General features: G+C 47.0%; 26 protein-coding genes and 3 tRNA genes. 25 read left to right on the forward strand and 4 right to left on the reverse strand.

Going from position 1 to position 26,368, the window contains the following annotated elements; translation table 11 throughout:
* Positions 1-112 precede the first annotated feature (112 nt).
* The 18 genes from DXA55_RS10465 (at position 113) to DXA55_RS17125 (ending at position 14,344) form a co-directional block, all read left to right on the forward strand.
* A complete protein-coding gene (locus DXA55_RS10465; RefSeq protein WP_117814083.1) occupies positions 113-733 on the forward strand; it encodes a hypothetical protein in 621 nt (206 codons plus the stop codon).
* A 278-nt stretch (positions 734-1,011) separates the two neighbouring features.
* Positions 1,012-2,142, forward strand: coding sequence for a WYL domain-containing protein (locus DXA55_RS10470; protein WP_158554996.1), 1,131 nt, complete (start codon positions 1,012-1,014; stop codon positions 2,140-2,142).
* 87 nt (positions 2,143-2,229) lie between these two features.
* Positions 2,230-2,514 carry a hypothetical protein gene (locus DXA55_RS10475; RefSeq protein ID WP_117814085.1) on the forward strand — a complete coding sequence of 95 codons (285 nt, stop codon included), beginning with the start codon at positions 2,230-2,232 and terminating at the stop codon, positions 2,512-2,514.
* 128 nt (positions 2,515-2,642) lie between these two features.
* Positions 2,643-3,131: an HAD domain-containing protein gene (locus DXA55_RS10480; RefSeq protein WP_117509815.1), complete on the forward strand. Its 489-nt coding sequence runs from the start codon at positions 2,643-2,645 to the stop codon at positions 3,129-3,131.
* 102 nt (positions 3,132-3,233) lie between these two features.
* On the forward strand, positions 3,234-3,668 hold the full coding sequence (locus tag DXA55_RS10485; protein WP_117814087.1) for a hypothetical protein: 435 nt from the start codon (positions 3,234-3,236) through the stop codon (positions 3,666-3,668).
* A 371-nt stretch (positions 3,669-4,039) separates the two neighbouring features.
* A tRNA-OTHER gene (locus tag DXA55_RS17115) sits at positions 4,040-4,144 on the forward strand.
* A 54-nt stretch (positions 4,145-4,198) separates the two neighbouring features.
* Entirely contained in the window at positions 4,199-4,789 is a 591-nt protein-coding gene (locus tag DXA55_RS10490) for a GNAT family N-acetyltransferase (RefSeq protein ID WP_158565076.1), read from the forward strand.
* Positions 4,779-5,345: a hypothetical protein gene (locus tag DXA55_RS10495; protein ID WP_117814091.1), complete on the forward strand. Its 567-nt coding sequence runs from the start codon at positions 4,779-4,781 to the stop codon at positions 5,343-5,345. The genes DXA55_RS10490 and DXA55_RS10495 overlap by 11 nt, the downstream gene beginning before the upstream one ends.
* A 49-nt stretch (positions 5,346-5,394) precedes the next feature.
* On the forward strand, positions 5,395-5,664 hold the full coding sequence (locus DXA55_RS10500) for a hypothetical protein (protein WP_117814093.1): 270 nt from the start codon (positions 5,395-5,397) through the stop codon (positions 5,662-5,664).
* A 126-nt stretch (positions 5,665-5,790) separates the two neighbouring features.
* Entirely contained in the window at positions 5,791-6,705 is a 915-nt protein-coding gene (locus tag DXA55_RS10505) for a hypothetical protein (RefSeq protein WP_117814095.1), read from the forward strand.
* A 14-nt stretch (positions 6,706-6,719) separates the two neighbouring features.
* Complete coding sequence (locus tag DXA55_RS10510; protein ID WP_055228061.1) at positions 6,720-7,544, forward strand: hypothetical protein; 825 nt, start codon at positions 6,720-6,722, stop codon at positions 7,542-7,544.
* Entirely contained in the window at positions 7,541-8,032 is a 492-nt protein-coding gene (locus tag DXA55_RS10515; protein ID WP_055228060.1) for a DnaB-like helicase C-terminal domain-containing protein, read from the forward strand. Before DXA55_RS10510 ends, DXA55_RS10515 begins: the two co-directional genes overlap by 4 nt.
* A gap of 103 nt (positions 8,033-8,135) precedes the next feature.
* Positions 8,136-10,202 (forward strand): AAA family ATPase, encoded by a 2,067-nt coding sequence (locus tag DXA55_RS10520; RefSeq protein WP_117814097.1) that lies wholly within the window; start codon positions 8,136-8,138, stop codon positions 10,200-10,202.
* A 184-nt stretch (positions 10,203-10,386) separates the two neighbouring features.
* Positions 10,387-11,013, forward strand: coding sequence for an HD domain-containing protein (locus tag DXA55_RS10525; protein ID WP_117814099.1), 627 nt, complete (start codon positions 10,387-10,389; stop codon positions 11,011-11,013).
* 345 nt (positions 11,014-11,358) lie between these two features.
* A tRNA-Phe gene (locus DXA55_RS17120) sits at positions 11,359-11,481 on the forward strand.
* 189 nt (positions 11,482-11,670) lie between these two features.
* Entirely contained in the window at positions 11,671-13,158 is a 1,488-nt protein-coding gene (locus tag DXA55_RS10530) for a DUF2828 family protein (protein WP_242998490.1), read from the forward strand.
* 97 nt (positions 13,159-13,255) lie between these two features.
* On the forward strand, positions 13,256-13,945 hold the full coding sequence (locus tag DXA55_RS10535) for a hypothetical protein (protein ID WP_117814101.1): 690 nt from the start codon (positions 13,256-13,258) through the stop codon (positions 13,943-13,945).
* A 280-nt stretch (positions 13,946-14,225) separates the two neighbouring features.
* A tRNA-Phe gene (locus DXA55_RS17125) sits at positions 14,226-14,344 on the forward strand.
* A gap of 271 nt (positions 14,345-14,615) precedes the next feature.
* Here DXA55_RS17125 and DXA55_RS10540 read toward each other — a convergent pair.
* Genes DXA55_RS10540 through DXA55_RS10550 form a run of 3 tightly spaced genes read right to left on the reverse strand, consistent with a single transcriptional unit; the run spans position 14,616 to position 17,637 of the window.
* Complete coding sequence (locus tag DXA55_RS10540; protein ID WP_117814103.1) at positions 14,616-15,803, reverse strand: pyridoxal phosphate-dependent aminotransferase; 1,188 nt, start codon at positions 15,801-15,803, stop codon at positions 14,616-14,618.
* 55 nt (positions 15,804-15,858) lie between these two features.
* Complete coding sequence (locus DXA55_RS10545; protein WP_242856430.1) at positions 15,859-16,515, reverse strand: glycerol-3-phosphate acyltransferase; 657 nt, start codon at positions 16,513-16,515, stop codon at positions 15,859-15,861.
* 6 nt (positions 16,516-16,521) lie between these two features.
* On the reverse strand, positions 16,522-17,637 hold the full coding sequence (locus DXA55_RS10550) for an MGDG synthase family glycosyltransferase (protein WP_117814104.1): 1,116 nt from the start codon (positions 17,635-17,637) through the stop codon (positions 16,522-16,524).
* Between the two features lie 405 nt (positions 17,638-18,042).
* Here DXA55_RS10550 and DXA55_RS10555 point away from each other — a divergent pair, with 405 nt between their 5' ends.
* Complete coding sequence (locus tag DXA55_RS10555) at positions 18,043-20,472, forward strand: glycoside hydrolase family 3 protein (protein ID WP_117814106.1); 2,430 nt, start codon at positions 18,043-18,045, stop codon at positions 20,470-20,472.
* Between the two features lie 200 nt (positions 20,473-20,672).
* Here DXA55_RS10555 and DXA55_RS10560 read toward each other — a convergent pair whose 3' ends face one another.
* On the reverse strand, positions 20,673-22,046 hold the full coding sequence (locus tag DXA55_RS10560) for an MATE family efflux transporter (protein WP_117814108.1): 1,374 nt from the start codon (positions 22,044-22,046) through the stop codon (positions 20,673-20,675).
* 278 nt (positions 22,047-22,324) lie between these two features.
* On the opposite strand from DXA55_RS10560, the gene DXA55_RS10565 reads away from it, so the two are divergent.
* The 6 genes from DXA55_RS10565 (at position 22,325) to DXA55_RS10585 (ending at position 26,322) form a co-directional block, all read left to right on the forward strand.
* Positions 22,325-22,885 (forward strand): biotin transporter BioY, encoded by a 561-nt coding sequence (locus DXA55_RS10565; protein ID WP_022461328.1) that lies wholly within the window; start codon positions 22,325-22,327, stop codon positions 22,883-22,885.
* A 290-nt stretch (positions 22,886-23,175) separates the two neighbouring features.
* A complete protein-coding gene (locus tag DXA55_RS10570) occupies positions 23,176-23,931 on the forward strand; it encodes a transglycosylase domain-containing protein (RefSeq protein WP_330415228.1) in 756 nt (251 codons plus the stop codon).
* 22 nt (positions 23,932-23,953) lie between these two features.
* Positions 23,954-24,091, forward strand: a complete 138-nt coding sequence (locus tag DXA55_RS17130; RefSeq protein WP_156327580.1) for a hypothetical protein — start codon at positions 23,954-23,956, stop codon at positions 24,089-24,091.
* Between the two features lie 156 nt (positions 24,092-24,247).
* A complete protein-coding gene (locus DXA55_RS10575) occupies positions 24,248-24,820 on the forward strand; it encodes a M48 family metallopeptidase (protein WP_117814111.1) in 573 nt (190 codons plus the stop codon).
* An 18-nt stretch (positions 24,821-24,838) separates the two neighbouring features.
* Positions 24,839-25,798 (forward strand): hypothetical protein, encoded by a 960-nt coding sequence (locus tag DXA55_RS10580; RefSeq protein ID WP_117814112.1) that lies wholly within the window; start codon positions 24,839-24,841, stop codon positions 25,796-25,798.
* Between the two features lie 83 nt (positions 25,799-25,881).
* A complete protein-coding gene (locus tag DXA55_RS10585; protein WP_242991156.1) occupies positions 25,882-26,322 on the forward strand; it encodes an SseB family protein in 441 nt (146 codons plus the stop codon).
* Positions 26,323-26,368 lie beyond the last annotated feature (46 nt).

The following is a 26,368-nucleotide window of genomic DNA, read 5'->3' on the forward strand; positions in this document are numbered from 1 at the left end:
TACCATGGGAAAAGTAGAAACAAAATTAATAAATAGGGATATAAACTAACAAAGAATTTTATGAAGAAATTGTTAAGTATCTATCTGCATTAAATCATAAAAAGGATTTAAAATGAATGCAGATGAGTTAGTCAAACAAGATAAAGTCCTTATCATGTTCGAACATAAATACAACCAGGAAAAATATGATCAATCCGGAGCAGATTTTTCATCCTGTTCCTACGAGTTTTTCTATTCCAATCATCCGTTTTTGCGGACAGGTTTATGGAGCGGAACCATGCGTCTACGCTATGCGTATGTTGTCGATTTGAAAAACAAAAGTTTCAAACTGGCATCCCAATGGAAACCCAAGGTACCGTCTTACGACACGAAAGAGAAGTACGAACGCACAGAGCTGAATGAAATTTATAACACGCTGCAAAAGGAACTGGATGGAATTGCGGATCAGGTACAGGCAGAATATCTTGAGATGCAGCGAAAAGCAGCCAGGGCAGCGTATGTGAGGGCATGTTTTGATCCGGTTAACGGACGTGAGGATAAAGAAGCATTAGGAGAATATGACCGCGCCGAACAGGAATTTGTGAAATCTTTGTATACTTTGGCAGAAGCTGTCATGAAAAGAAAGGAATGCACCGTGATTTACGATTTTCTGTCGGAATCAGGCACGCTGATCAATAGCAGAATTTCTATGCTCGCATTTCTTGCTGCGATTGAAAAAACAAGAATCTGGTAATGGACAGAAACTCCCGAAAGAAGGACAATAGAAAAAAGAAAAGCAATTTGATGATGTTATGCATGCTGCCCGGAGAATGGGCAGCATGATTTTTTAAAATTCATAAGGCGTTACACAAACAACGCTTGCGAATGCTAGAATGGCCTCAACAAAGAAAAAAAGACCGAAAATGAAATAGGATCAAGGAAAAATCCAGCAACTGGATACCCAGATTAAGTGGAGGAATACAAACAATGGGCTTAAAGAACGATATAAAATTTAAAATTTTACAGGAGCTAATGCAAGAGACAAATATAGAAAGACCAATATCCATTTGGAAACTGCGCGATGCTGTTTATGGGGAAATTTCCGTAGAGGGAGACAAAGAGAAGAAAAAGAACAAACGCGATAACCAGATCAGAACTGTAAAAAAGGATGTCTTTGAACTGGAAGCGGAAGGCATCGTTACGATCACCGAGATGGATGAGGATGGAAAGATAGATAATAAAAAGAATATTATCTATTACAATCATCCATTGAGTCAGAAAAAACTGCCATTTCTGATTGAACATACTTTTACCATGACAGCAACGATGGAGGAAAAACAGGAAATTATTCGAGATCTGATCACCTGTGCCGGAGTAGGAAATATTAAGAAATATCATTGCTATCTGGAAAGGTTTTCCCCGGAATATTTATTAGATGATGTGGGAAAAGCGAAGGTTTCAAAAGAACGGAAATATCCGAAAATACCGCAGATGGAAGGCGAAGAGGTCGTCCGCCGGGCAGAACCGTGCCACTATACAAATCTGCATGAGAATATGAGCAGAATCTTTGAAGCACTGAGCAATCAGACAGGACAGTTTTTTCGAAAAATCTCATTTAAACTCATACAGTATACGAAATCAGGGGAGCGTGCTTATGTCGATGGTGGAAAGGTCTATGTCATTTCACCTTATTTCATCAGCAGTTCAAATGGGAAGCTGTGGCTGGTCGGAAACCATGAGCCATATCAGGGTCTGTCCAATTATCCGATTGAACGCATGGACGAGATTCAGGTGCTCGAGCCGGGTGAGGGAAGATACCGTCCGATGTCTGAACTGGAAGACGAGAACAGGAAGCTGGATAAGTATCGTTATGTAGCGGAACACCAGGGCGGCAGCTATGGCAGTGTGGAACCCATTATTTTACGGGTGCGGAAAACGCCAAATGCTTATACCGTCATGTACCACACGTTTGATGACGAATTCTATTTCCTGAAAGGCGGAACTGAGGAATATGATCGGGTGCTGGTATATCGAACCGCGTATTTCATTGCAAACTGGGCAATGATGAATTCACGGGATGTCATCGTGGAGACACCGGCGGTACAGGAGCTGATTCGGAATAAAATGAAAGAACTGGAAGGGCTTTATCAGACCAATGAGTAAACCAGAAGTTCAATGAAAAATTCTGGAGAATGTGTAAAAACAGGGAAATATAAAAACTTTTGCAGGGCGCGTAAGGAGGCGTTTTCTATGATAACAGAACAAGGTAAGGTTCATTATCTTCTGGTGCGTGGCTATGAGGAATTTCATGATGAGGATGAGTGGCTTGGAATTTATTCCACTTGGGAAAATGCAATTGCTACATATGAGAGAGAACATGCTGCGCTGGAAAGAGAAAAGGCGAGAGATCTGGAAACCTTTGGCGAACGGGCTATGCAGCTTGCCATGCGTGAAGAAATCCAGATTCACAGCTTTGAGGAAACGACGGGGAGATGGCGATACCATCTCCAGTCAAAAGAAAATCTGCAGAAATGAAAAATGGAATTGTAGTATGAATTATTTTTTTGTTCCGCAAGAAGAGTTATACAAACAACGCCTATTGCGGATAGAATAGGCACATAACAAAAAGCTGTTTCAGATCCAAGGTCAGGGAGGAAAGATACATGTGTAAAAGACATAAACGTTTTGTGATATTTCTGGATGTTGACGGAGTGCTGAATACCACAACCACAGTCCAGAAAACCCCGGATGGATATACGGGGATTGATGATGCACGAGTGGAAGTCCTGGCAAAGACAATTGAAAAAATTGGTGGAGCAGATCTTGTTTTGTCTTCCGACTGGAAAGAAATGAAACCGACAGATGATGATTATGTGTATCTCATTTCTAAACTTGCTTTGTGCGGGCTGTCGATCGATGGGCAGACACAGGATCAGATGTACAAAAGGGGAGAAGGGATTTTGAAATACCTGAAAGCACATCCGGAGATTGAAGAGTATGTAGTTCTGGATGACTGCAGATTTGACTTTCAAAAGGACCGAAAACTCTGGGAACATCTGCTGCTCACCAATGGAATCGAAAACGCACAATTTGCATCGGAAACCCCGGCGGTGGAGGCAATCGTGTTTAGGGATTATCTGAAGCTGTTTTGAAACAGGAGCACTCAAATGAGAAAGAGAATCAGCAGAATGATAGGAATATATTGTAAAATGACAAAAAAGTTTTTCTGCGCCAGATACTGAAGGAGGAGCAAAATGAAAAATCAAATTACAAAAGAAACCGTCTATCGTATCCCAGCTGATGTGAAGAGAGAAAGTGCTGTGACCCTGCAGGAAAAGCATCTGCTTCAGAAATTCACCAATATTCTCCGCGAGGATGGGAAAAATTACTGGTTCAATGCGGAGAGATTTCTGCGGACAGCGGAAGAATACAACTTTACAGTTTCAAGCATGATGAGAGACATCGAATTATCAGAGTATGTGGAGGAAGAAGAGATTCCAAGTCTTAAGACGCTTCGCAGATTACTCAATTATTGTGAATATCCAGATGAGAAGCTTGTGGTCGGAATTCAGGCGATTAAACGGATTGGAAAAGCGCTGTACGGGAATCAAAATGCGTTCCTTGAAATTATCGATGAAGAGAGTCTTAGCTGCATGGCAGAGCAGTATCTGAAGATTCGGGAACAGTGAAAGTAAAATCCTGTGAAACAGAAAAGTGGCCAAAAGAGTGTCCACATGCAGGAACGGTTCCATGATAAGATAAGGCATACCCGGAAAGTAAACCACAAGTTCAATGCAAACGACGGAGAGACGTGGAATAATAGGAGTACATAAGAGCTCCGGCGGATGCATCAGAATACAGGACAGATCAGGAGGAACAACTCGATATGACGTTGAACGAACTTTTCGCAATTCAGGAAGCAGACGTAACAGGAGAATTATTACTGAAAGCCGGCTAGAGTGAGATCGCAGAAGAACCGGTGGAGATATTCCGGCGGAGCAGGCTGGTTCCTGACGGGGTGGAATCACATAAGGAATACAAAAGTTAAAAGAGAAATATGAGTGAGGTAGCTCAGCCATGGTAGAGCAGAGAAACCAAGCCGATCATGGGTGTGGTCGGTACAGCAAAAGATCTATTGTCGCTGGTTCGATTCCAGCCCTCACTCCTGAAACATGAAAACTCACAGTCAACGTACAAAAGAATGGAGACGAGATCACAAATGAACACAGGATCTGCAATCGAAACTGAAAGATTATTCCTTCTCCCAAGCCGGACGGACAGAGACTCCGAGGCATTTTTACAAATGCTGCGGGATGATGGCGACTTCTACATATTCTGCGGAGTCAGCCCATCCGAAAAACATGTGATGGAGTTTGCCAACTACTTTGAGAGAACCGATCATGAGCTTTGCACCTATTCCATTTTTCCCAAACAGCAGAAAGACAAGTTTATTGGCTACGTAGGCGTACATAGAGAAATGGAAGACGAATACGAAATTGAATTTTATATCGCCAGAGAATACCGAAGAAACGGCTACTGTGAAGAAGCCAGCCGAGAGCTGATTAATCAGCTCTTTGGTGATGGGGTTTCTGCAAACGGAAAGAATCTTTTCGTCGATAAGCTGTATGTGACAACCCAGACAGAAAATGAATCAACGATCAGCCTGCTGCGGAAGCTGGGGTTCAGAGAAGTAGAGGACGGCCCGGTCATGGTTGTGTTGGGTAACATTTTCGAAAAAGAAGATAATTTTTTCGCAAATCCGGTAGTAAAACTGGTACTGACCAAGGAGGATTTTTCTTATGGCAATTAAATTTGAAGAATTGAGAAAATATATTGCACGCAACGTCCGTCTATCTATCTGTTTCGAGGATGGCTATTACCACGATTATCTGATGATGTCAGATATTCCGGAACAGAAATATGCCGGCTTTTTCACCTATGGTGTCGGAATGGTAGATGTGGAATTTTCCAGAGATGTTTATGCGGCCCTGCCGGAACCGGAAGGAGAATGCTGGTGCAGGAAAGATGATACAATGAAACCTGCGATGGAACTTATGATTTCGGAAGAACCGCGGGATATCAAACGGAGTGTGGAACAGAAGCTTTTGTTCCGTGACCTAAAACCGTATCTGCAGATCGGCAGACATTTTTCTATCGTAAATCGAAATGACTGGTCATCTGAATACTATGAATATCGGAATGAGATACCGGAGAAATACGATGATATGTATGTGTACGGCATCGGAATGGAAGAGTGTCCACATGTTGAGAAAATGTGGATGGATGTTCAGTATGAAACGGTTCGCAGAAAGCAGATGGTGATTGTGCTTTCCAATCAGCAGAGAGAAGATCTGAGAACAGAATAAAAGAGAACTTTTTATGCAACGGAAAAAGGAAAGGAAGAGAGCCAGAGATATGGATAGAGATCACACGTTTGATTTACCAGATTTAACAGAAGACTTCTGGAAAACCGTTGTGTTTGCACAGGAGGATCCCCCTTCTGGAATGGGCGGCCCGGGATGTGTATGTCTGCTCAGCAAAGAGGGAAAAGAGTATATTTTCGGATTTGAAGAGACACCATTTTACAAAAGTCCCGAGCTTTTCCCGATCTTTGAGACGACCGATGAAAGAATTGGTTATCGTCATAAATATAAAGCAGAAGATCACGGCTGGAAATATCTGTAGAAAGAAAATGCACTGATCCGGGAAGATATTCTGGATGCTTACAGCAAAGCGGCTGCGGAGGCGAAACGGGAAAAGGAAAATTTCTGGCATTTTTATGCCATCGATCTGGCCGGCCGGGCGATTGGCGTGGAGCATCTGGAACGATATGATTACATCGGAAGCGTTCTGTACAGGGAAAGAATGGAGCGGGAAATGGCGGAACGCCGGAAAAAACGCGAGAAGGAGAAACTGACGGAGAACGAATTTAACTGGAAGCCGATGCATGTGAACAATATTCCGGACAATTCTGAGATGGGCGTTTATGCACTGCTGATGAGAAGGAATGACGGAAAAATCAAGGGTGTAAAATACTCGATTCTGTATCAGTACGAGGAGCACAGCCCGATGCTGATATACAGTGATGCAAAGGTGGAAGCCTATATTCTTTTCTACGCGGATTACGATGATATCATCGGTCCGTGGGATTATCATTCTGTCAGCAGACAGGAATGTGCAGAGCTTTACGGAAAAGAAAATCATTTTCCGCCGGAATTGGCATATTATGACTGGATTACGTTTTCAGATGGTGATATTCATAACTTCGGCAGATTTCTCCGTACATTCCAAAGTCTGGAAGAAGCTAAAGCATATGCGATGTATTATGCGAATGTGAACAGCGGCGGAATCAACAAGGAAACAATTCTGAAACAAGAAGAGGAATCCCGAATCGAAGATCATGTGAACCGTATTGCACATTACGAAGCATATCAGATGTATCGAAAATATTATAAAAAAATTCTGGATGCCATCAGCGAAGAAAACTGTTTCCCGGATTCCTGCAGCGGAGGCGGTGTGTATCTCCGAGAGGCTATTTTAAAGAAAGTACCGGAAATCACAGAAGAACAGCTCAGAATGATCTGGAGAGAACTTCCATTTGTGATTGAGAAGAGAACGCAGGACTGGATTGAACGGGAAAAGCAGTTCAGTGAAAATTATATCCGAAAGGCCAAAAAGCGGAAACCCGGGAAAACGAAAAGAACCGCAGATCAGATCGGGAAATAAAGGAGAGGTGCAATATGGGTATTTTAGAATTTCTGGAATGTTTTGATCCACTGACGGAAATCTGCGTTGAAGATGCCACGGAAGTCGTGTTTGAAGGAAGGGCAGAAGATTTTCCTGAAGAAAAGGATAAGGCCTATATCATCGTTCCGTCTCGCACAAACAACAGAGATGGCGTGATTAGGCTGTTTGTTTCGAAACAGGAATATTTGGAGAAAAAGTGCGGGCAAAATAAAATATATGTACTGGATGCACTTTTGGCTATTCTGTATTCTGTTATGAGAAAAAATTCTGAAGCAAAACAGGTATTTCTTACCATGGTGGAAAAAGCGGAGGACTATAATGAAATACTGCAGAAGTGGGAAAAAGCTCCTGAGAAAGAAAAAGAGCCGCTTGAACGGGAAAAACAGGGGAGATGGAAAGCTTTTCTGGAGGAAAAAGAGCATCTTCTTCGGGAAATGAAACAAATAGAACCACTTTGGGATATTTCGGGTCAGTGGATCGGATACAGCCAGGAAGAGCTGGAGTATTTTGCAGAGTATCTGGTAAGAAGAAAGAACATGCTTCTGGAAAGAAAACACACGCTGGAAGCACAAAGCTGGGCACAATGCCATGAAGATGAACTTTGCCAGATCATGAAAGCGGACTACCCAAATGAGGGGATTGCAGCGTTGGCACTGGAAAAGCAGTATGGACTGGATGAACAGCAGGCCAGAATGATTTTCGATTTGAGATTTCGATTCATGTTTGGAACAGCCAGAGATCTGGTAGAACGAGACAATATGGTAATTGGACGTATGCTTGAAATTTTTCTGAAAGATGAGGGAGGGGCAGAAGGATGATTTTCCTGGCGGGATCTGCGGCGAGCGGAAAAACGAAAAAAGCGGTTGCATATGGCTGGAAAGAGCGAAAAACCAGCGAGGATGGAGTTCTCCTTTTTTCACTGCAGCATGAAAAGAAGGAGATGTGGAAGATTCTGCAGAGCATGTACGGGCAGGAGGAGCTTTCCAAGATAGAAATTGATGATACACCAGCGATGATGGTGGAGAGAATGGCAGAAATCATAGCGCAGAAAGCAGAGAATGGAGCAATTTCTGTTTTTGTGATTGATGAAGTGCCGATGATGACAAGCAGAAAAAATTTTGCCGACAGAAAAGAAGAGCTGCGGTATATGATTGGCTTGCTGGGAAACTGCGAGAAAAAAGAACATGTTGTGATTGTAGCCGTTATTCCAGTGTCGAAATACTGTACAGAAATGCAGAAGAAAAAAGAAGTAAGTACCTGTTATGGAGAAATAGAAAAACCAGAAAATTGTCTGGTTTTCGTATAGACAAGAACCTGTCCACATATGGGATACGGCAGGTGGTAAGATAGCAGGTAGAAAGAGACAACAGAAGGATTACCAGTAAAAGCTCCAAGGGAGGTAGCAGCGAATGATTCTTTACAAATACACAGCAGACTGTTCAAAACTGAATCTGGAACAGGAGGATTCAACGAAGGAAGGATATGAGCGTCTCTATTCCAGACGGAGTGATGCTGCGGAATGGAACAGCAAGTTTTACACTGCCTACCGTACAGAAAAGAAGTTTTTCATTATGATCAGTGATATTCTGAATGGTCAGATGACGATTGTGGCTGCACTTGAGATGGAAGTGGTTCCCCGGGTATGTGTGGATTGTATTCAGAAGATACTGCCGGAAATTGAGTTGCTTGCGTATGAGGAGATCACAAATGATGCGTTTTGCAAAGAACTGGTTCGGGCAGAACGGAATAACTGGACGGAGTGTTACAGCGGGTCGCTGAAGGAAAAATTAAAACTTGCGATAGAACCAGAACATCACAGTTTTTTTGAACCTGTTGCGTATCAGGTAAGTGAACGGATTTATACCGCTCAAAATATGACCAGACAAAAGCAGGCGGAGCAGATGCAGGAAATTATGGCATCGGAAAGCTTCTATGACGAAATGGAGCGGATTTACGCCCCGGAAAATGAAAAACGTTTTGTTGGGCATCCGGTTCATTATCTGATCACAGCCGGTGACAAAGCGGCTGCGGATGATATGATAGATCTTCTGATTCCGGCACTGCTGGAGAATCAACGATTGCTGAGCGGCAGAGTTTACGATGTGCAGAAGATGACATACAAGGCAGAGCGGGAAGATAATTTTGACAATATTTTCTCCAGTGCTAGAGGCGGAACAGTGATTCTGAATCTGGAAGGTGAAAAGAGTACAGGAATGTATGCCACCGGCAATTATGATCTGGCGAAAACACTTGGGAAGAAACTGAATGAGTATGGAAATTCTACATTGTTTATCTTTGTGGACATTTCCGGAAGCCGCAGCGTATCGGATGAGACGATAGCGGAAATTCTTTCCAACGCGGATCTGATTCAGATTCAGGAAGGCCAGGGAGATCTGGAACGGGCGACGGGCTATTTGAAACGTCTGGCGGATAAGACAGAGTATCACGACTACACGATAGAAGAGCTGACGCGGTATCTTCCGAAAGAAAAGAAATTGTATTCTGTATCGGATATCTTTTCTGCCTACAACAGATGGTACGGAAGCGGATTAAAAACGCATATTTACAAGGCCTACAAACAAAAAGACCTCGTCAAAATTCAACTGAAAAAGAAGACAGACAAGCCGTATGTGGAGCTGCAGAAAATGGTAGGCCTGTCGGATGTAAAGAAAGTGACAGATGAGATTCTGGCGGCGGCCAAAATGCAGAAAATGCGGAAACAGATGGGTCTTCCGGGGGTTCAGTCATCCATGCATATGCTGTTTTCCGGAAATCCAGGGACAGCAAAGACAACCGTGGCGCGTCTGCTATCCCAGGTCTTGAAGGAAGAGGAAGTGCTGAAATATGGCCACATTGTAGAGTGCGGCAGACAGGATCTGGTCGGAAAATATGTCGGCTGGACGGCACAGATTGTTGAGAGTAAATTTCAGGCGGCGCGTGGCGGCATTCTGTTTATCGATGAGGCGTATTCTCTTGTAGAAGACAACCGCACGTATGGCGCCGAGGCGATCAATACCATTGTGCAGGAGATGGAGAATTACCGGGATGAGGTCATTGTCATTTTTGCAGGATATCCGGAGAAGATGAAGGAGTTTCTGGAGCAGAATGAAGGTCTTGCAAGCCGCATTGCCTTTCACCTGAATTTCCCGGATTACTCACCGGTAGAACTGACGCAGATTCTGGATCTGATGCTGGAAAAATCGGAATACCGGATGGACGAAAGAACAAGGGAAAAATGCTTTTCCATCTGCGCCGATGCCTGTCGGGAAGAAAATTACGGCAATGGACGGTTTGTCAGAAACCTGCTGGACCACGCTATCATGCGCCAGGCAGACCGCCTGATTCGGGAACATCAGAATGGTACGCTGGGAAAAGAGGAGGCATGTCTTCTGACAGCGGACGATTTCGAGATGATCGGACTGAAAAAGAAACCACAGAGCCGGCAGATCGGGTTCTGCGCCGGGCGAACAGCATAAAAATTAAACCAGCGGTTAAGTGCAGAAAACGAAAACATGTGATACAGTATATACATGAAGATTGCGGGAGTGCAAAGCACGTAGCAATCTGGTATCAAAGGGGTCAAAAAACCTTTTGACCCCAACATCTATACATAACAAAACACGGATATTCACAAAAAGACCAGAAAGGGGGAATGAGCACATGAAGTTAAGCGAGCTGTTGAATGTGTTGAAAACAGCAGAAACTGCGGAAGAGATGGATGCGGGGAGAGAAGAAATCGCAGCACTGATTCCGGCCGTACAAACCATGTTCGGCTATGATCAGAAGAACAGTGCACATCAGTATGACTTATGGATGCATTCCCTCCATGTGGTCTGCAATCTTCCGCGGAGGATGGAAAATGATATGGTCTATCTGGCGGCGCTGCTGCACGATATCGGAAAGCCTGAAGCACAGTGCAGGGGAAAACACGAGTGTGATCCGGACATGCATTACTACGGTCATCCCGAAAAAAGCATGGAAATCGTGCGCGATATCGTGATCCCGGAGCTGGACCGGCAGGGGTATGTGATTCCGTGTTTCGATGTACAGGAACTTCTTTATTACGTGAAATACCACGATGATCATGTCAGTGTGAAATTAAAGCACGTCAGACGCCACACAAAAATGGCCAGCTTTGCGATGTTTCAAAACCTGATGCTGCTACAGACGGCAGATGCCAAAGCACATATCCAGATCCCTGTTATCGCCGAACGGGCAGAAATCTGCGGACGGCTTGCCGGTGAGGAAGGCAGACTTCTCTATCAGAAAATTCTGGATGGGGAGTAGGCTGATGAGCCGAAGCTGTAAAAAAACGCCCGTCAGCAAAGGCCGATGCAAAAATTCCCGTTGGGCAAAGCGCGCGGCAAATAAGAGGGTTCGACGGGCGAAAACACTGTGGGGAAAATCAAAAGCATTTCGAAAAATTTCTGAGACATGGGATATCTGCGACTGGAAATTTTACGGTGAGAGACCCTAAAATCCGAATCGGGAAGAAAAAAATCACTGGGGAAAATGCTATTACAGAAAATGATCTGGAAAAGATGCATGAAACCATGGATGAATTATGAATCAAGATCCCGAAAGGAAATCCTGAGCTGGGGACAGAAGACAGAAACACTAAAATAACAGAATAAGGCGGTAGTTTAACGGGCAAAACCTGTGCAGAAAAAAAGGTTTCATGTTTGTGGAACACACAGCAACTTTTTGAGGAGAATAGGGAGGCACAGAATGCAGGTTCAAGTCCTGCCCGCCTTACGCGAGTGAGGTAGCTTAAAAGAAAGAGCGCGAAAAAACGGTCATGTGCGTGACCGTAACGGCAAACTTTTTTCCAGTGGTAATGGCGAAGATGCCGGTTCAAATCCGGCCCTCACTCAGAAAAAAACAGAAGAGCAAACGAGAAAGAATGGAGTCCATAGATCCAGAAAAGGATGTCTGGAGAAAACAGTGGAACGAAGGAAAGGAGCGGCAGCGATGGATTTTGCAGAATGGATACGGGAGCAGGCGACAAAAACTTATACAGAAAATGGAGCAACAGCACGGAACACAACCGGCGATGCGCGGCTGGATCTGTTTGCGACAATTGGATCCCTGCGCAGAGCGGATCCGGAAAGAATTGAGCTTCTGTTTGCGGAAGCATATCAGGCAGACCCGCTGTTCGCATTGAAAATCCTGTTTTATGCGCGTGATATCCGGGAAGGTCTCGGCGAGAGACGTGTCTTTCGGATTCTACTACAGTATCTTGCCGAGTACCATCCGCAGGCAGTTATTGCCAACCTTGATCTGATTGGTGTTTTCGGCCGTTTTGACGACTGGTACTGCCTGATCGGAACTGGCGTTGAGGACGAGATGTGGAGTGCCATGAAGCAGCAGCTGGAAGCAGATCTGAAAAACTTTCAGGAGGGAAAAAGCGTTTCCCTGCTTGCTAAATGGATCAAAACGGCAGACTCTAAAAATACGGAGACGAGAAAACTCGGCATTCTGACGGCGCAGAAACTCGGCTATCCTGTTTACAACTTCAAAAGAATCGTCCGTTCTCTGCGGAAATATATCGGTGTGCTGGAAGTGAAAATGTCAGAAAGAAAGTGGGAGGAGATCGTTTACCCGGAGGTCTCCGGAAGAGCCATGATGATTTACAGGAACGCATTTCGAAAACATGATGAAAAGCGTTTTAACCAGTATCTGGCGAAGGCACTGGATGGAAAAGAAAAGATTCATGCGGAGACGCTGTACCCGTATGATCTCGTGGAAAAAGTTCTGTATGGACGTCAATGGAATCAGGTATTGGAGGCGCAGTGGAGGCAGCTGCCGGATTATGTGGCGCAGGAAACGAATGCAATTGTCATTGCAGATGTTTCCGGTTCCATGAGTGGAAGACCCTTGGCGACATCCATTGGTCTTGCTATTTACTTTGCAGAGCGGAACCGGGGCGCTTACCACAATCTTTTCATGACGTTCAGCCAGAAGCCGGAATTTGTTTCTCTGAGAGGGGAAACCCTGTTGCAGAAAATCAAATACGTCGAGCGTACGGAATGGGGGATGAATACTAATCTTCAGGCTGCATTTGAGCGGGTTCTGGAAACAGCGATGGATCACGATGTACCGCCGGAAGAAATGCCGAAAGCGCTGATCGTTGTATCTGACATGGAGATCGACAGATGCGGAGACCGCAATTGGATGTTTTATGATCATATGAAAGAAAAGTACGAGTATTGCGGCTACCAATTGCCGAATATTATTTTCTGGAATGTAGACAGCCGAAACGATATTTTCCATGCCGACAGTCGGAGAAAAGGTGTCCAGCTATACAGCGGCCAGTCGGTTACGACATTCCAGAATCTCCTGAACAATATTGACAGCACACCGGTCAAATCGATGGAAAAAGTGATTGAGAGCGAGCGGTACGCATGCGTCAGAACTGGAAATGCGGCATGAAAATGTTAAAGTTAGCAGTATGGATAGAAAGCTTTCAAAAGATGTAAAGCTGATATTGGAAAATAGAATGTAGAAGAATAAAGGAAAAGAGGACACTATGGCATCAAGCATGATTCACTTGGCAATTGTACAGGAGATGAGAAAGAAAGTCTCGTTTCGAGATATCAACCGCCTGTTCCTTGGGGTGATTCTGCCGGATGGGGCGGTGGCGGGAAATAGCCATTTAAAGAAGAAAATCTGCGAAAATACCAGATACACATACGATCTCGAATGTTTCCGCGACAGATACGGGAAATACATGGAGAAGGATGATTTATATCTCGGCTATTATCTTCATCTGATCCAGGATATGCTATATCGGAGATTTATGTATGGGGAGCATGGCTGGAATTCGAGCGTTCCTGGAAATGTAGAAAAACTGCATCGTGACTACGAGATATTAAATGAATATGTTTCGAAAAAATATGGCCTTTTCCAGGAAATGATCCAGGAGCTGGATCTTACAGAAGAGCCATTGGCACAGCTTGCTGAATTCGATGTGAAAGGTCTTATAAAAGAAGTCCGCGGGGAATTCGTCCAGAGAAAAGAAGAGAAATTGTCCATCCTTACCAGACAAATGGCCAACGAGTACATCGTACGCGCGACGGAATTCTGCGTGGAAGAGCTAAAGGCACTGTCCAAAGGGAAATCAGGTCTGGACAGTACTGTGTGGAGCTGGGAAAAACCAGAAAACATATCACATGAAAAATTAAACCAGAAGTTAAATGCAAAAATCGAAAATATGTAATATAGTATATACAGAACAAAGCACGGACATTCACAAAAAGAACAGAGACGTGCAGAAAGCAGGAATGCAGCAGACACATTTATGAGTGCAGACCGCAGGCATACAATGTGGGATGTATGAAGCCATGGATGAATTATGAACCAAGGTCTCTGAAGGAAATCCTGAGCTTTAGAGAGAAGGCTGAGGCAGGAAAATAGCATCTCCACCGATGATATAAAGCAAGTCAGAGTGGAACAGCATTTGATACACATCAGTATCCACAAAAAATGTGGCTGAAAATAAGGCGGTAGTTTAACGGGCAAAACCTGTGCAGAAAAATGTTTCATGTTTGTGGAACGTACAGCAAATTTTTCGTAGAGGATAAGGCACAGAATGCAGGTTCAAGTCCTGCCCGCCTTATGCGATTGAGATAGCTCAAAAGAAAGGAGCGGCAGCGATGGAACAGATCATCGAAAGCGAGCGGTATGCGTGTGTCAGAACAGGGGATGTGGAAGAAAAGATGTAAAGTTGTGATTGGAAAACAGGATGTAGGAGAATAAAAGAAAAACGGACGCTGCGTTTCAAAGATGAAGCAGTGTCCGTTTTTTACTATATGTAAGATACCGGGGTCAAAAGGTCAAAAAGCCCTTTGCCCCCAACATCTATTTAAGAAAAGTTGACCGTTGAAAAATTATCCAAAATACTCTCCTGCCAGTTCCTTAAATGCCGGCAGTGCCCGCGCAATCTGTGCGGTGGTAACGCAATAAGCAATCCGCACGAATCCCGGTGCACCGAAGTCATCGCCGGGTACAAGAAGAAGTTCGTGTTTTTTCGCTTTCTCACAGAATGCATACGCGTCCGGTTCCGGAGTTTTCATGAAGAGATAGAAAGCGCCGTCCGGGTGAACGCAGGTGAAGCCGTAGGCGGTTAATGAATCATACAGCAGATCGCGGTTTTTCTTGTAGACCGAAAGATCCGAAACCTGTCCTGCGCATTTGGCGATGACGTGTTGGATCAGGCTTGGTGCGCAGACGAAGCCGAGGGCGCGTCCGGCACCGCAGACGGCTGCGTAGATGGTTCTTGCATCATCGACCTCATCCGGAACGAGAACGTAGCCGATACGCTCGCCCGGCAGGGAGAGGGATTTGCTGTAGGAGTAGCAGACCAGCGTGTTTTTGTAATATTTTGTCAGATACGGAACTTCCACGTCTCCGTAGACAAGCTCGCGGTACGGTTCATCAACGATCAGATAAATCGGATGGCCGTATTCGGCAGATTTTGCTTCCAGAAAAGCAGCGAGCTTCTGAATGCTTTCTTCTGTGTAGACAACGCCGGACGGATTGTTCGGAGAATTGACGAAAACGCCTTTGGTGTGCGCTGTGACAGCGGCCGAGAGGCGGTCAAAGTCGATCTGGAACGTGGAAGAATCAGCCGGCGTTTCGATCATGGCTGCGCCTGCAGATTCGATGAAAACACGGTATTCCGGAAAGTACGGGGTAAATACGATATACTCGTCGCCCGGAACGGTTAAAGCGCCAAGGACGATGCGGAGCGAAGCGGCTGCACCGCAGGTCATATAGAAGTTGTCGGCATGGAACGCGGTACCAAAGCGTTTGTTCAGGTCGGCTGCAACGGCGGCGCGGGTATCGGCATCGCCCTGCGCGGAGGTGTAGCCGAAGAGATAGTAATCGTCTTTGGAATCAAGCAGCTCCTTGATGGTCTCATGAACGGAGACCGGAGCCGGGACGTTTGGATTTCCGATACTGAAATCAAAGACATTTTCTGATCCGATCTCGGCAGCGCGTTTTTTACTGTATTCGAAAATCTCGCGGATTACCGATTTTTTTGTGCCGAGAGTTACCATTTTTTCTGAAATCATGTGTCAATCCTCCTGAAGTAAATTGTTTGCCGCTGTTTTAAATGAACTGTAAATATTATTCTTTTTTCTGCTTTTTCCTTATTTTAGCAGACAAAGACTGAATTGTAAATGCAGCATTTTCGGTCTCATGCTCCCGCAGGCTGAAAAGATGGCGGAAGCACACCACGAGTGATATCAGCAGACTGCCGAGCCGCACGGACGGAAGAAAGCGGGAAATTTGTGCGGCAACGGCAAACCCGGAGAACGAAACGATCGAGCGCAGACTGTGTGGCTGGATAATGAGAATCAACGAAAACGTCAGATAAAACGCCGCCAGAAGAAGCGCCGGCCGCAGATCCGGCAGGAGGCCGAGCAGCACGCCGAACGAGACAGAGATCGCCTTTCCGCCTTTCGCAGGCTGCAGAAACGGCCATGCGTGTCCGGCCACCGGGGCGAGCAGAATCAGGGCGAAAATCCAGGAACCCATCGAAACAGCGGAACTGTGCGCCGCCAGAAACACCGGCAGAAATCCCTTCCCGATATCGCACAGGACGCAGAGCAGTCCAATCCGCGGTCCGGCCACTGAAAAGGCGTTGAAGGCACCGGGATTCTGATCTTCATTCACAGTTCGGACATCCACGTGGCAGAAGTATTTTGGAATCAGGTACGAATACAGTACGCTGCCCGAGAGATACCCGAAAAAACTATAAAACAGATAAGCAGTAAGCATCATAAGCAGTTACTCCGAAACTAATTTTTCCAAAAGGTGTGTAATTGCCGTTCCCGCCTGCGGATGGCTGTTTTGATGCTGGGCATCGAGCATCGCAATCTGACGTGCATCATCGCGGGCGAGCGAAATACCGGCCTCTGCCAGCTCTTTCTGATGTGTGCCGGTCACGGACATTCCGCGGGAGACAAAAAAAGTACGGTTTTTTGTTTCGCAACCCGGAATCGGATCAGTGTGGACGAGCGGAACGCGCCGCACAGCGGCCTCGGTACTGCTTAAGCCCCCGGGCTTTGTAAACAGCACATCGGCAGCGGCCATATATTCCGCAACGTGGCGTGTAAAACCGATGATATGTACATTTGGGTTCTTATGGAACTGCAGCCGGAGCGAACGCATCCGCTTTTTATTATTTCCGCAGATGATCACAGCCTGTTCGCCGTTTTCCAGCCGGGAAACGAGTTCATGTGCGAGCAGATGCACTTTGCCGAATCCCATACTGCCGCTCATGACGAGAAACAGCGGAGCATCCTCGGGAAGACCGAGATGGCGGCGCACATCCTCTTTGGATGCAGGGCGCGCAAATGCGGGCCGCACCGGAATACCGAGAGGAAGCAGTTTTTCTTCCGGGATGCCGCAGGATGCAAACTCCGGGATCAGATCCTTGTGCGGAACCACATAGTAATCGCAGTTCGTCTCTTCCCAGAACGGAATGCACGCGTAATCGGTGGCAATGGCAACGCAGGGAATCGTCAGCCGTCCTTTCTGCTTCATCCAGGTCAGTGTTTCCGCCGGATAAAGATGTGTGGTGACAACGGCATTAAAATGGTTTTGATCAATATAATCTGCAAGCGCATTTCCAAGCCGCGCATTTGCATAGTAAACGGGGGATTTCCAGGGAAATTTCCGTACCAGCTCACCAAGCTGATAGAGTGCGCCGAAGCCGGCCGGAAAAACGGAGACGAGCTTCACATAAGCTCCGCCGACCAGTGCGGAGGTATGCTTTCGCCCGAGGCTCATCAGATCCAGAACCTCGGCTTCGTGGTGATAAAAATTCAGACTTTCTTTTAATGCAGAGGCCGCAGCATTGTGGCCACCGCCAGTATTGCAGGATAAAATCAGTACCTTCATAAGAAAACTCCATTCTTTTGTTGTATCCCGAAGAGAACCTGAAAAAGGGGATGCCGATGATTTGTTTTCAGACACGCTTTAGTATAGAACGCTGTTATTTTTCGGACAATCCACAAAATGAGAAAAGTGTCTGATATAACAGAAAAGCGACAGACAGCAGAAACACCGGGGAGACGCAGACGGAGCATCCACCTACGGATCAAGATATTGAGAGAAAGGAAAGAAACGACGGATGCCTGAAAAATTGGCAAAATAGAATAAAATCAAAAGAAAAAGAAACGAAAAACAGGATAAAATGCTGAAAAATCAATTGACATCCACTCCAAAACTTCGTATCATAAAAACAGAATGGGGCGCGTTCGGAAAGCGATCTGCGCACCGGAAAATACAGGAGGTAAGCTTAAAATGGGTAAATGGCAGAGAAGTCTTTACCAGCCGGTTCTGCCGCTGGGAAAAGACGGAAAAAGAGTAACAGGAAGCACGGAACATATCGCACTTTCCAGAAGAGCAGCAGGCGAAGGCATGGTTCTGGTGAAAAACGAGAACGAGACACTGCCGCTTGCAAAAGGCACAAAAGTAGCCTTATTCGGAAAGGGAACGATTGATTACGTAAAAGGCGGCGGCGGAAGCGGTGACGTTACCGTTGCGTATATCCGCAACTTCTACGAAGGCATGAAGATCAAAGAAGCCGAGGGGGAGGTTTCTCTGTTCCATGAGCTGCCGGAATTCTATGAGAAAAATGTAAAAGAGCAGTATGCTGCAGGTGCTGTACCGGGCATGACAAGAGAGCCGGAAGTACCGGATGAGCTGGTAGAAAAAGCAAGAGCATATACCGATACCGCAATCATCACCATCTGCCGTTTCTCCGGCGAGGGATGGGACCGCAAATGCCAGATCAACGATGAAGGCTATGAGCTGTTTGAGGATGAGAAAAAACAGATCGAGCTGAGCGCCAGCATCTTCGAAAACGGCGACTTCTGCCTGACAAACGGCGAAGCAGCCATGGTAGAAAAAGTAAAAGCAAACTTTAAAAATGTCATCGTTGTCATGAACGTCGGCGGTATGGTTGATACCAGCTGGTTCAAAGACTGCAAAGAGATTCCGGCGGTGCTGATGGCATGGCAGGGCGGCATGGAAGGCGGCCTCGCGGCAGCGGACGTTGTAACAGGCGGCGTCAACCCATCCGGTAAACTGGTTGATACCTACGCAGCAACCCTCGAGGATTATCCATCCACCGAGAACTTCCATAAATCCGTTTATTACGTGGATTACAACGAGGATATCTACGTTGGTTACCGTTATTTCGAGACGATTGCGGGCGCAGCGGAGAAGGTCAATTATCCGTTCGGCTTCGGTCTTTCCTACACCAGCTTTGAGACAGAAGTTCTGGGGGCAGAAGAGAAGGATGGAAAGATTGTTGTAAAAGCAGCTGTTACCAACACCGGAAAACGTGCCGGAAAAGAAGTTGTACAGCTCTACTATGGCGCACCGCAGGGCAAGCTTGGCAAACCGGCCAAAGAGCTTGGCGCTTACCGGAAAACAAGACTGCTGCAGCCAGGTGAGACACAGAGAGTCGTTCTTTCCTTTACAGTGGAAGATATGGCATCTTTTGATGACCTTGGAAAGGTTGCAAAATCTGCCTATGTTCTTGAGGCAGGAAGCTATGTCTTCTACGTTGGAAACAATGTAAGAGATGCGAAGAAACTGGACTTCACCTACGATCTGGCAGAGGCAAAAGTGACTGCACAGTACACCAGCCTTGCCGCTCCGCATAAGCTGGAAAAACGTCTCCTTGCGGATGGAACCTACGAAGCGCTTCCGACCGATAACGGCCCTGTCGAGGAAGAAGGACTGGAGCGTCAGGATAAGCTGACTCTGGAAGGTTTCCTCCCGGCAGTCAAAGCACAGGAGAGAAAGAGCTTTGGCGAGATTATGGAGGCAGCAAAGACGAATCCGAACCTGATGAATGTGGTCGAAGGAAAAGAAACGCTCGACGAGTTTGTAGATAAGCTTCCGACAGAAGCACTTATTCATCTGCTCGGCGGTCAGCCGAACACAGGAGTTGCCAATACGTTTGGCATGGGAAATCTGCCTGAGTACGGCATCCCGAATATCATGACCGCAGACGGACCGGCAGGCCTTCGCATTCAGCCGCAGTGTGGCGTCAACACGACCGCATGGCCGTGCGCAACATTGCTTGCCTGCACCTGGGATCCAGAGCTGATCGAAGAGATCGGTAAAGCCGGCGGAGAGGAAGTCAAAGAAAACAACATCGGCATCTGGCTGACCCCGGCTGTCAACATTCACAGAAGCCCGCTCTGCGGAAGAAACTTTGAGTATTATTCCGAGGATCCGCTTGTAGCCGGAAAATCCGGTGCGGCAATGGTACGCGGTATGCAGTCCGAGCATATCGGGGCAAGTGTGAAACACTTCTGCTGCAACAACAAAGAAACAAACCGAAAAGACAGCGATTCCCGCGTTTCCGAGCGTGCGCTGCGTGAGATTTACCTGAAAGCCTTCGAGATCATCGTAAAAGAGGCAGATCCATACACAATCATGTCGTCCTACAACCTGATCAACGGCGTTCAGGCATCTGAGAACAAGGATCTTTTGACCGGTATTCTGCGCGGTGAGTGGGACTTTAAGGGAATGGTAACGACCGACTGGTGGACACACGGCGAGCATTACCGCGAGACAAAAGCCGGAAATGATATCAAGATGGCAAACGGATACGAGGAGCGCGTACAGGAGGCATTTGAGAAGGGATACATCACCCGCGACGAAATCGCTCTTTGTGCAAAACGAATCCTGACCATGATTCTTCGCATGGACTGATGTGGATGCATGTGAATAAATAAAGAAAAGTGTGGATAACACATAAAAAAATCGTATGCTGTTGTGGAAAAAGCAACAGCATACGATTTTTTACTTTCCGGACAGGATTCTTTCCTGTTTACATGGCAATGATCTGTAGCAAGACTCTGGCGACCGCAGCGCAGTAAAAACGAGCGGAAACTACAGGAAAAAAACTGTTTTCAGGCAGTAGCCTTCTGTAGCTCTGCCATAATCTTAAATTCCCGCACGACCATAACGATGCTGACTGATGCGGCTGCAAGGTCTGCAATCGGTGCAGTGTACATCACGCCGTCAATGCCGAAGAGATACGGAAAAATCAGCAGCAGCGGAAGCAGGAAAATAATCTGTCTCGTCAGCGAAAGAAAAATACCCTTCTTCGGTGCTCCGATGGAGGTAAAGAAGTTCGAGCTGACCGGCTGGATACCGTTCAGGAATGTGAAAAACAGGAAAATGCGGAAGTACCGCTCTGCAAAATGCAGGTACTTTTCTGAACCGGAACCAAAAATGCCGATAATCTGGCGCGGAAAGAGCTGGAAGCAGAGGAAGGCGACGATGGAAATGGCAGTCGCCGCAAAAACTGCTTTTTTATAGGCGTCCTTCACGCGGTCATATTTCTGTGCACCGAAGTTGAAGCTGACAATCGGCTGAAGTCCCTGCGAAATGCCGATGACAAAGGAAAAGAACAGCATATTAACCTTTGAAATAATACCGGCGCATGCAAGCGGAATGTCGCTTCCATAGACGGAATTGGAGCCGTAGTGGGTCAGTGTGTTGTTCATAACGATCTGAACAACCATCATTGCCACCTGATTGAATGCCGGAGTTGCACCAAGCGCAGCGATCCGTGCCCAGCAGGCCATGTTCGGCTTCAGATCGGAAAGAGAAAGCGGTAGCGTTTTAAAACCGCGCAGATAGAGGACAACAAGCGCGAACGATAAAATCTGTCCGGTGATTGTGGCGAGCGCTGCACCTGCCATGCCCATGTGGAAAACGAAGATGAACAGCGGATCGAGAATCGTGTTGACGATCGCGCCGACCAGGTTGCACAGCATGGAAAATTTCGGGCTGCCGTCCGCGCGGATCAGGTTGGAGCCGCCGATCGTGACAATCAGAAACGGGAAGCCGATGGAGGTAATTCTGGTGTAAGTACAGGCGTAATCAATGACATCCGGCGTCGCACCAAAGAGAAGCATCATCGGACGCAGAAAAAGCTGAACGGTAACGCAGAGGATCACACCGAGGATTGCCAGCATGGAGATGGCATTTCCAACATAGGATTTCGCGTGCTCCGGATCCTTTCTGCCCATGCAGAGATTGAAGTTTGCAGCACCGCCGATGCCGCAGAGCAGACCGATGGATGTGCAGACCATGCTGAGTGGGAACGCTACGTTGGTCGCTGCGTTTCCGAGCACGCCGATGCTGTGACCGATAAAGAGCTGGTCTACCATGTTATAGAGGGCGCTGACGAGCATCGCGATGACGCTCGGAATCGCAAAACGCCGCAAAAGAGAGCTGACCGGTTCCGAGCCGAGAGGATTTTCGGAAGGTTTCATAGAGGGTATCTCCTTTCAAATGGAATAAAAATTCATCGTTTGTATCGGGTGAACATTCCCGGAAAAACTCCGAGACTATATAGTATACCATAGAAAGAAAACAGAAAACAAGAGGGTGACCGCTGTTTTCAGAAAGTGTAACAGAATCGTAGCAGAACTCTCTGCATTTTTAAAAAAGGGATTGACAAAAATGAAATATTAACCTATATTGAAACAAGGTTAACAATTCAAAAGCAGAAAGAATTGGATACAAGAACCTGCGAGGAGGATTTACATTCATGAAAAAATCAAAACTTACAACAAAACAGATTGTACTGACCGGCATGATGACGGCAGTGCTTGCGGTACTGTCCATTGTGACGATTCCGCTTCCGACCGGCGTTCCGGTGACGCTGCAGACCTTTGCAATGGCATTTTGCGGCTACGTGCTTGGCTGGAAATTGGGAGGTGCATCGTCCGCTCTTTATCTGATCCTCGGCGCGATCGGCGTTCCGGTTTATGCCGGCATGAGCGGTGGCTTCGGCGCTCTTCTCGGACCGGCCGGCGGCTTTATTTTCGGATTTATTCCGATGGCAATGCTCTGCGGTGCCGGAATTAAAAAAGGCTTCCCGGGCAAACCATTCGTTCTTGGAATCGCAGGTCTTGCGGTATGTCACGCATTCGGTGTGGTACAGTTTTCCATTGTAACAGGAAACACGATCCCGGCTTCGTTCCTGGCAGTTTCCGTTCCGTACATCGTAAAAGATGTGATTTCCGTTGTAGTAGCTGAAATTCTCGGTGTAGCCGTTCGAAAAGCACTGTCAGCAGCTCATGTAATGAACTACGGAACCGCAGCATAATCACAGAGCGTTTCTGAAAAACCAAAAGATAAAAACAAGAGACAGGCATCCTGACAATCTGCCAGGTGTCTGTCTTTTTCTGTTTTGTCAAGCGGATATTCGCAATCCGCTTCGCTACTTGCCTGATTCGGTTAAAGTATTCCGCAGCAGCAGCGGTTATTTGAAAACGTGCAAAATGCATTTCATACAGTTTCAAAATTTTAATGAATTCCTAAGAAAGAGGCAAGAAGGCGTTAAGGGAGATATGGTAGGATAGAAAGCAGGAAAGAACAACAAAGGGGTTTGAAACCATGAGAAAAAGAACACGAAAACACCGGGGAACAGCGGGAAAAATGGTTGGAGGTTTTCTGGCATTTTTCTGCCTGATCCTGCTGACGGCCGGAATGTTCTGGGCAATCCAGGGATATGTTTCCTATCAGAAGGCAGTGAAGGAAAAGCCGCTCGCGCAGGCGGTAGAGGAAATCAGAAGCGAAGCACAGTGGGTTCCCCTGAAACAGGTGCCGGAGCTGTACAAAAAAGCGGTGCTTGCTGTCGAGGATCACCGGTATTACACACATCACGGGATAGACTGGATCAGCATGGCGCGCGCGGTTGTACATGACATCCGCGTGATGAAACCGGAGCAGGGAGGCAGTACTATCACACAGCAGCTGGTAAAAAACATGTATTACGATCAGAATAAGACACTTGCCAGAAAAGCGGCAGAGGCGTGGACAGCACTCTATGTGGAACGACAGCTCTCCAAGGAAGAAATTCTGGAGCTGTACATCAACACTATTTATTTCGGGGATGGCTATTACGGACTCAAAGAAGCATCGCGTGGTTATTTCGGAAAAGAGCCGCAGGATCTGACCGACAGCGAAGCCGTTCTCCTCGCCGGAATCCCGAATGCACCGTCCGCCTACGCACCGTCGCGCCACGCGGATCTGGCGCTGCAGCGGGAAAAGCAGGTGCTGGCGGCAATGGTAAAATATGGATACCTGGAACAAAGTGAGACGGACAGCCTGCTGTGGGATGCGGCAGCCGATCCGGTTCTGGCACGATAGAAAGAAAAGTGAGGAAAAAAGAATGGGAAAACTGATCAGACTGGGGGCAACAGCGCTGTCTATGATTGGAATTTTGGTGATGATTCTCTGTGTGCAGGCGGCGATTTTATTTGTGAGGCTGTGCATCCGAAGAAAGCAGAAAAAAATTGAGCTGAAATAAGAGAAGGAAAAATGTGAGCAGAATTGCCGGAAGAAAAACGGTGATTCTGCTCGCGTTTTTTTCTGTGAGCAATCCGATTGCGTTTCCGCCGGGAAAAAGGTATAATGAAAAACAGGCAAAAAAATGGTAAAACAGACAGCTTTTGAGGAAAAATAAATGGAACAGAAAGACAGCGCAGAACGGATTTTAAAACAGATTCCCTATGAGATCGTGTATTCCGCCCGTAAAACGCTCGCCGTCCAGGTCAAAGCGGATGGAAGCGTGGTGGTGCGCGCACCGAAACGGATGGCAAAATACAAAATCGAAGCATTCTTAAAAGAAAAACAGGATTGGATTTACACACACCGGGAAAAAGCGTTGGCGGCCGCAGAGCAGAAAGCAGCGAACCGTCTGACGGAAGCAGAACGAAAAGCGGCGGTTAAACGTGCGGCGCAGATGCTGGCGGAAAAGACGGCACATTTTGCAAAAGAGATGGGCGTAACGTATGGCAGAATCACAATTCGTGAGCAGAAAACCCGCTGGGGCAGCTGCAGCAGCGCCGGAAACCTGAACTACAACTGGAAACTGGTGCTGATGCCGGGGCGCGTGATGGATTACGTCGTTATCCACGAGCTGGCGCACCGGAAAGAGATGAACCATTCCGCGCGGTTTTACGCGGTGGTGGCACAGCAGATGCCCGATTACAAAGTGTGGCAGAGCTGGCTGAAGGAGCATGGAAGAGAGTACTGAAAAAGAGAGGCAAAACAAATGATACTGACCGAAGAAAAAACATATATCATCAATGTGACGGAAGTCGATACCGACGCAGAGCTCGGTTTAAATAAGAAAGATATTATGATCAAATACACGAATCTGGAGCTGCTGCACGCGGTTCTTGCAAGCACGATGCCGTACGGCCGTCTGTCGGCGCGCTACCGCGGAAAACGGAAGGCGGAGCTGCAGTCACGGATTGCGATGGTGGAGAGTGTGCTCGAAACACGCGGCGACCAGCTGGTAAAAGCGGAGCAGATTATGTATCTCGACACGGCGGAGCGCAGTGCAATCTGTCATTATCTCGGCATCATCTACACGCGGCTGATTGCGCAGAAGCTGTACGGAATTGACTGTATGGTACCGCTGAACCTGATCGAGCAGCCGGGGGAGAAAAAATTTGTAAAATACAACGGTGCATACCGCCAGGATCTGATCGGATACGGAAAGCAGAACGCATGGAGCGTCTGGGAGCCGGTCGGCAGGAGCGAGAACAGCCAGGCGGCCTTTGGAAACGGATGCCGGGCGGCGTCGGAGATCGAGAAGATCAATGAAAATCCGCTGGCGAAGAGCGCGGCGTGCATGACGTATTACGAGAGAGGCTATCTGAATGCCGTTGTAAAAGAGCCGGAGCGGACCGGGGACGGGACACTTTGGTTTCCAGAGGAGAATTATTTCAAAGCATATTATCAGCCGCTTTTCGAGCTGTTTGCGGACGAACAGCCGGGTGAGCTGTACGGAAGCAGCGGCGGCTTTGAACTGGAGCTGACTCTGCCGTGGACGGAGGAAGGAAAACGCGGCTTCCGCCATCTGCAGATCGGAACGGATCAGGTGACGATTGCATTGATGCGGGAAGGGAAGTACGATCAGATCTTAAAGCGGATGGAAAACGTTTTGGATTTATCAAAAGAGCGCAGATTCTGCGGGGAAGACGGCATCTGGGTAGGCGCAGAGTAAATGTCATCGGAAGTGCCGAAGCTGCCGGGGATGATGGTACACAGATTCTGTGTGGGAAAAGCGAAAAAGAAAGGACAAGAGCAATGGCAAAAGAAATGGAAACTCCAAAGGACGAAGGGCTGCAGGGGAATGAAACGATAGAGGAAGCAATTCTGGGACTGCAAAAGGAGCCGACGCCGGAACTGCTGGCACATGTGCTGACGGTAATCCGCCGCAGAATGAAAGAGGGCGGACAGGCGATTCTTTCCGTGGAACCGCCATCCGGCGACGATCAGATCCGGATCGGAACGGTAAAGAGCGCAGACGGAAAAGTCTGGTGGGCCGCGTTTACGAGCTTTGATGAGGAATTAAAGGGGAGCAGCAGCGTGAAATCTACGTTTCTCGTGAGTCTGGAACAGCTGATCCACATGGCATCCGAAACAAAGGAGATCAGCGGTGTGATTTTCAATCCGTGGAACCGCACGATCATGCTGGATCATACGCTGCTTTCGATCATCATCGGGGAAGAGAATGCGGGGCACTGAATTGCCGAAAGGAAAAAAGCAAGCACAGAAAGACTCCGAGGGTACA

This window comes from Blautia sp. OF03-13, from assembly GCF_003460685.1.
GTDB classification, from domain to species: domain Bacteria; phylum Bacillota; class Clostridia; order Lachnospirales; family Lachnospiraceae; genus Fusicatenibacter; species Fusicatenibacter saccharivorans.